Annotated in this window: 3 protein-coding genes; 1 reads left to right on the forward strand and 2 read right to left on the reverse strand. The window is 32.6% G+C overall.

What is annotated here, in order from left to right:
• Positions 1 to 848: 848 nt before the first annotated feature.
• Positions 849 to 1,139, forward strand: a complete 291-nt coding sequence (locus F6K54_RS40045) for a hypothetical protein (protein WP_293089911.1) — start codon at positions 849 to 851, stop codon at positions 1,137 to 1,139.
• A gap of 13 nt (positions 1,140 to 1,152) precedes the next feature.
• On the opposite strand, the gene F6K54_RS40050 is transcribed toward F6K54_RS40045, so the two are convergent.
• Both F6K54_RS40050 and F6K54_RS40055 read right to left on the reverse strand, forming a co-directional pair.
• On the reverse strand, positions 1,153 to 3,003 hold the full coding sequence (locus F6K54_RS40050) for an EAL domain-containing protein (protein WP_293089913.1): 1,851 nt from the start codon (positions 3,001 to 3,003) through the stop codon (positions 1,153 to 1,155).
• Between the two features lie 1,272 nt (positions 3,004 to 4,275).
• Positions 4,276 to 4,905 (reverse strand): HAD-IA family hydrolase, encoded by a 630-nt coding sequence (locus F6K54_RS40055; protein WP_293089914.1) that lies wholly within the window; start codon positions 4,903 to 4,905, stop codon positions 4,276 to 4,278.
• Positions 4,906 to 5,023: the final 118 nt, after the last annotated feature.

Consider the following 5,023-nt stretch of genomic DNA (forward strand, 5'->3'; position numbering starts at 1 on the left):
TGTGACGAATAGTCAGAGCGATAAAAAGACTTTACAGGAAATGTCCCTTTGACTAAAAAGATAGTTTATGCCCTAAAAAATGGTATTAAAGACATTCCCATACGACTCCTGAATCCTGACTCCTGACTCCTAATAAATACCCTAGATATTTGTAGCAAACATTTATCAATTTGGTATAAAAGGGTTTTAGCATTGAAAAATGTCCGCGCCCAATTCTTGTAGCCTACATTCTGCACGTCAATTTGTAACATTAAAAGTAGTATACATTTTCTATTATTGGTAAATATTTATACTGTATAAATTACTTCTCAAAAGTCAAATTCTCAGTTAAATATTAAGTATAAATACTTAGGGTTTGCTGAAAAAGTCTTTTAGCAGGGGTAGGAGACAGGAGACAACTCACCCCTCGCCCCTCCCCCTCCCAACCCACCCCTAGCCCCTCCCAGGAGGGGAGGGGGAGACAGGAGAAATGGGAAGTTAGAGAAGGTAGGAGCTAAGTTTTGTCCCAAGATTTTTCTGCCCAACTCTTCCCTAAAATACTAACTTTTTGAGTATGAAGAGCCGAAACAAGCGCACTTTTTTTGACAAAAAAAAGGCTAAAGTCTCTATATGTCAATATTTTTAGATTTAATCAGCAAGCCCTACTTACTAAATTATTGACTCCTATTGACTACTATAATTTACTTCTTACTTTTGACTTTTGACTTTTGACTTCTTACTTCTTACTTTTGACTTTTGACTTTTGACTTCTTACTTTTAACTTTATGACTTTTGACTTATATTTTTATGCTACGTTTTGTCGTGCGGAATGTAGGTTGTAGTACTATAAAGTATAAATTCTATGATTAATGAGCAAAATGCAAATTATTGTTACTCCAAATCACTTTCTTTATCGAGATATAAAACTATACCATCTTAAACTTCGAGGTATTGGTAATCAAGCTACTGGATATTTATATTGTAAAAATAATGAAACTATTAGTAGAGCTACTTCTATGAATAAAATTCAGTTAGAAGGACTTTGTCAGATTAAACAAGTTATTGCTCTACGGCACCGAGCAGTTATAGATATTGCACCTATTCTAGAAACACATAATTGGGAGATAATTCCTATTTCAGAAGACAAAACTAATAACTAATAGATACATTATTTCATTTTTCTTTTCTTATTCCTTTTCCTTTTCCCTGTATCCAGTCATTAATCATTTGAGGACAAATAGCTAAAGACTCTGCTAAGGATGCAAATTCTACCAAAGGTAATGGACGATGAAATACATAACCTTGAAGTTCATCACACTTATTTTTAACTATAAAAGCTAATTCTTCTTCAGTCTCAACTCCTTCAGCAATAACTCGTATATTTAATTTGTGAGCCATTGAAATAATTGCTGAGACAATAACTTGGTTAGTAGGATTACTGTTTATTTTATTAATAAAATTTTGATTGATTTTTATACTATCAATGGGGAACTTTTGCAGATAACTTAAGGAAGAATAACCTGTACCGAAATCATCTATAGAAATTTGAATGCCTAAACTTTTTAAACCATGTAAACTCCGTATAGCTTTTGTTTCATTTGTAATTAAAATACTTTCATTAAAATCTAACTCAACGTAATTAGGAGCGAGACCACTATTTAAAAGAACTTTAACTAATTTTTGACGTAAATCTAATTGATTTAACTGGCGAGCAGATATGTTGACTCCTACTCTTATTTTTCCTAACCCAATATCTTGCAAAGCTTTAACATTTTCACAAGCAGTCTTCAATACAAATTCACCTATTGGTTCAATTAATCCTGTTTCTTCTGCTAGGGGTAAAAATTGTCTTGGTAATATTATAGAACCATCAGATTTTTGCCAGCGCAGTAGAGCTTCAGCACCGACAATTTTGCCTGTTTTTAAGTTAATTATTGGTTGGTAGTAAATTTTAAATTGTTTACTTGATAGTGCCGAATGTAAATCATTCTCTAACTGCAAAGTATGGCTATTTTGATCTTTACCTACTTCATTATCAAAATAATATTGATTATTGCCCTTTCTTCTAGCATACTCCATGGTTTTTCTGGCTTTTAAAAGTAATTGGCCCAGTTGTTTTCCATCAATAGGATAAAGAGCAATTCCAGCATTAGCACTAATCAAAAATTTCTGTTGCTTTAACACATAAGGTTCGACAAATTGCTGTAGAATATTTTGAACTATATCTGTAATTTCTATCTTCTGATGAAGTGATTCTAGAATAATCACAAATTCATCTGTATTTAAGCGAGCTATTACACTATTTTTACTAATAAACTTATTGATTCTTTCTGTGATATTTCTAATCAACAAATCGCTCCAATCATATCCTAAATCATCAATGCGCTTAAAGCGATTTATACCTAAATAAATCAGAGGAATAGTAGGTATAAAATCTTGTTTTTTTCCAGAATATTGTGTTTTTGAATTGGCGGTATTACTAATAATCCGATCGAATTTGTCTGATAATAAAAGCCTATTACTTAAAAGACTTGGATTTTCTTGATTAGTTAGCTTATTAAGTTGATATTTTACAGTTTCAATTTGCTGAATGTACCGTGACTCTGCAGCTTGTTCGCCTTGATACTTCTGAAGGGCAATCTCAATTGTAGTTTTTAATGATTGAGGTTTAAATGGCTTAACTAGATATCCATAAGGTTCGGTTAACTTTGCCCGTCCTAATGTATCATCATCTGCATAAGCAGTCATATAGACAACAGGTATTTTTAATTGAGCACGAATATACCCAGCAGCTTCAATGCCATCCAAATCTCCTTGAAGCATGATATCCATTAGTACTAAATTAGGATGTTTTTTTGTTGCAGTTTGAATTGCTTCTTCACCAGAGTCTACAATTCCAATTACTTCATATCCTAATTTACGAAGATTTCTAGCAATATTTTCCGCGACAATAAGTTCATCTTCAATAATTAAAATTTTTGTGGGAGATGTGGGAGCTTGAAAATAATTTTGAGTAATCTCCATAGCATTTTACCTGCAGAAGTTGGATAACTTAATTGTACATATCATTATATATAACTAATTATCAAAAATTATGCTATAAAAAGGAGGTGGAAAATTTATGTCTAATAGGATGATGATGACATCCAATACAGTCATCTATATCTATATTCTTGATTTATGCTTGACTTATATTTTGTGACATTACTTGATTAAATTTTGATCTTATAAGTTGTTAGAAGACTCGCACTCTTCTGTGAGACAGTGCCGGGATATATCAATCAATACTGTGGTTCTTATATCATGTCCGGTTGAATAGTTATGTAGCGCTACGCGCAAGTTAAAAGTCAAAAGTCAAAAGTATTGATCCCACATTCCGCACCACAAAATGTAGTATAGAAGGAGGAGTCAGGAGACAGGAGACAGGAGACAGAATTTGAGAAGAAAATCATAGCTGCCACAATCGAGTACACGATCGAGTAAGTATTTATGCGTAAATTTTTTACTCAGAATTTGATCGACGAAAAAAATAATTGAGATGATTTGTATAGTATAAATACCTACAAAGCTACGGATTTATATACTACTTTTAATGATACAAACTGAAGTGCGGAATGTTGGTTGATTGGTAAGGCTTTTAGGATTTTGTAACTGGTTAGTTATTTCTCCCATCCTACATTAGGGAAGTCGTTGGTAAGGCAATGTACAGAATTAATAACTTCAATACCAGTTTTTAGAGCATAAATTATCTTTTTTGTCAAAGGGACATATCTTGCAAAGTATGCACTATCGCATCAGCGGAACGGAGTTATATCGCATTGTAAGCATTCAGCCATTAGCTGTCAGCTCTCAGCAATAAGACTATCCACTTAAGGAGAGTGTTTAAATGAATATAAGCTTTAAGCTCAAGGGAGCCGACTTTCATATTAAGGTTTAATTAGGGTTTGCGCTCAAAAGTCTTTTTGTTGAGGTAGGGAGTAGGGAGTAGGGAGTAGGGAGTAGTTAGGGCTTGCTGAAAAAGTCTTTTTAAGGAGTAGGGGAGCGGGGGAGTAGGGGAGTAGGGGAGTAGGGGAGAATTTTTTTGCCCAACTATGCGCTAAAAATGCTAACTTTTTGACCATTAAGAGCTGAAAACCATATACTTTTTCAATACTTAAAAATGCTAAAACCTTTATCTGGTAATTATTTGAGATTTAATCAGCAAACCCTAGTTAAGAGTAAGGAGTTTAGGGGAGTTATAGAGGAGGTAGTCGTTCATAATGGTTTCTTGATTTGTCTGCTATATTTTTACTTAATTCAAAAGTTATTAATTACTGCCATTAATTCTTGTGGTTTATCGACTAAAGCATCTGGCTGATAATCGGATAATACTTCTCTAGAGTTAAATCCCCAAGTCACGGCTATTACTTTTACTTTAGCTTTTTTGGAGGCACTAATATCTCTAGCTTCATCTCCAATATAAACGATCTCTTCTGGTTGAATATTCTCAGTTTTTAGATATTTTTTAATAATCTTATCTTTCCCAAAAAGAGTCGCGCCTGAAATTAAAAAATCAAATATTAATAAATCATACTTCTCCAAGACAAACTCGACATTTTTGTAACTATTAGAAGTAATTATTCCCAGTTGATAACCATGCTGTTTCAACTCTAATAACATTTCTTTAATACCAGAAAAGAAACTAACATTGTTAATTTCTTTTTGAAACTCTGCTCTAATTCTTCTTAACAAAAAAGGCACTTTAAAAATAGATATTCCTGACTGATTAATAACTTGTAGAGGGCTTAATTTTTCAATTTCTAGAATTTCTTCCTTCTTAGCTTGTTTATATCCAAATTCAACTGATAAATCATTTGTAATTGCAAAAATTAGATCGAAAGTATCTGCTAATGTACCATCAAAGTCAAAAATAACTGTTTTTATCATTATTATACCAATTTTATAAATGTTTGCTACAAATAGGTAGGGTACTTCTTAGGAGTCAGGAGTCAGGAGTCAGGAGTCAGAATGAATAGATTTAATACCAGTTTTTAAGATCGGAATG

The organism is Okeania sp. SIO3B5 (genome assembly GCF_010692555.1).
Taxonomy (GTDB): domain Bacteria; phylum Cyanobacteriota; class Cyanobacteriia; order Cyanobacteriales; family Microcoleaceae; genus Okeania.

Bases quoted from the DNA above. Each gene is read 5' to 3' on its own strand.
- F6K54_RS40045 (WP_293089911.1), top strand. From the start codon at position 849: ATGAGCAAAATGCAAATTATTGTTACTCCAAATCACTTTCTTTATCGA.
- F6K54_RS40050 (WP_293089913.1), bottom strand. From the start codon at position 3,003: ATGGAGATTACTCAAAATTATTTTCAAGCTCCCACATCTCCCACAAAA.
- F6K54_RS40055 (WP_293089914.1), bottom strand. From the start codon at position 4,905: ATGATAAAAACAGTTATTTTTGACTTTGATGGTACATTAGCAGATACT.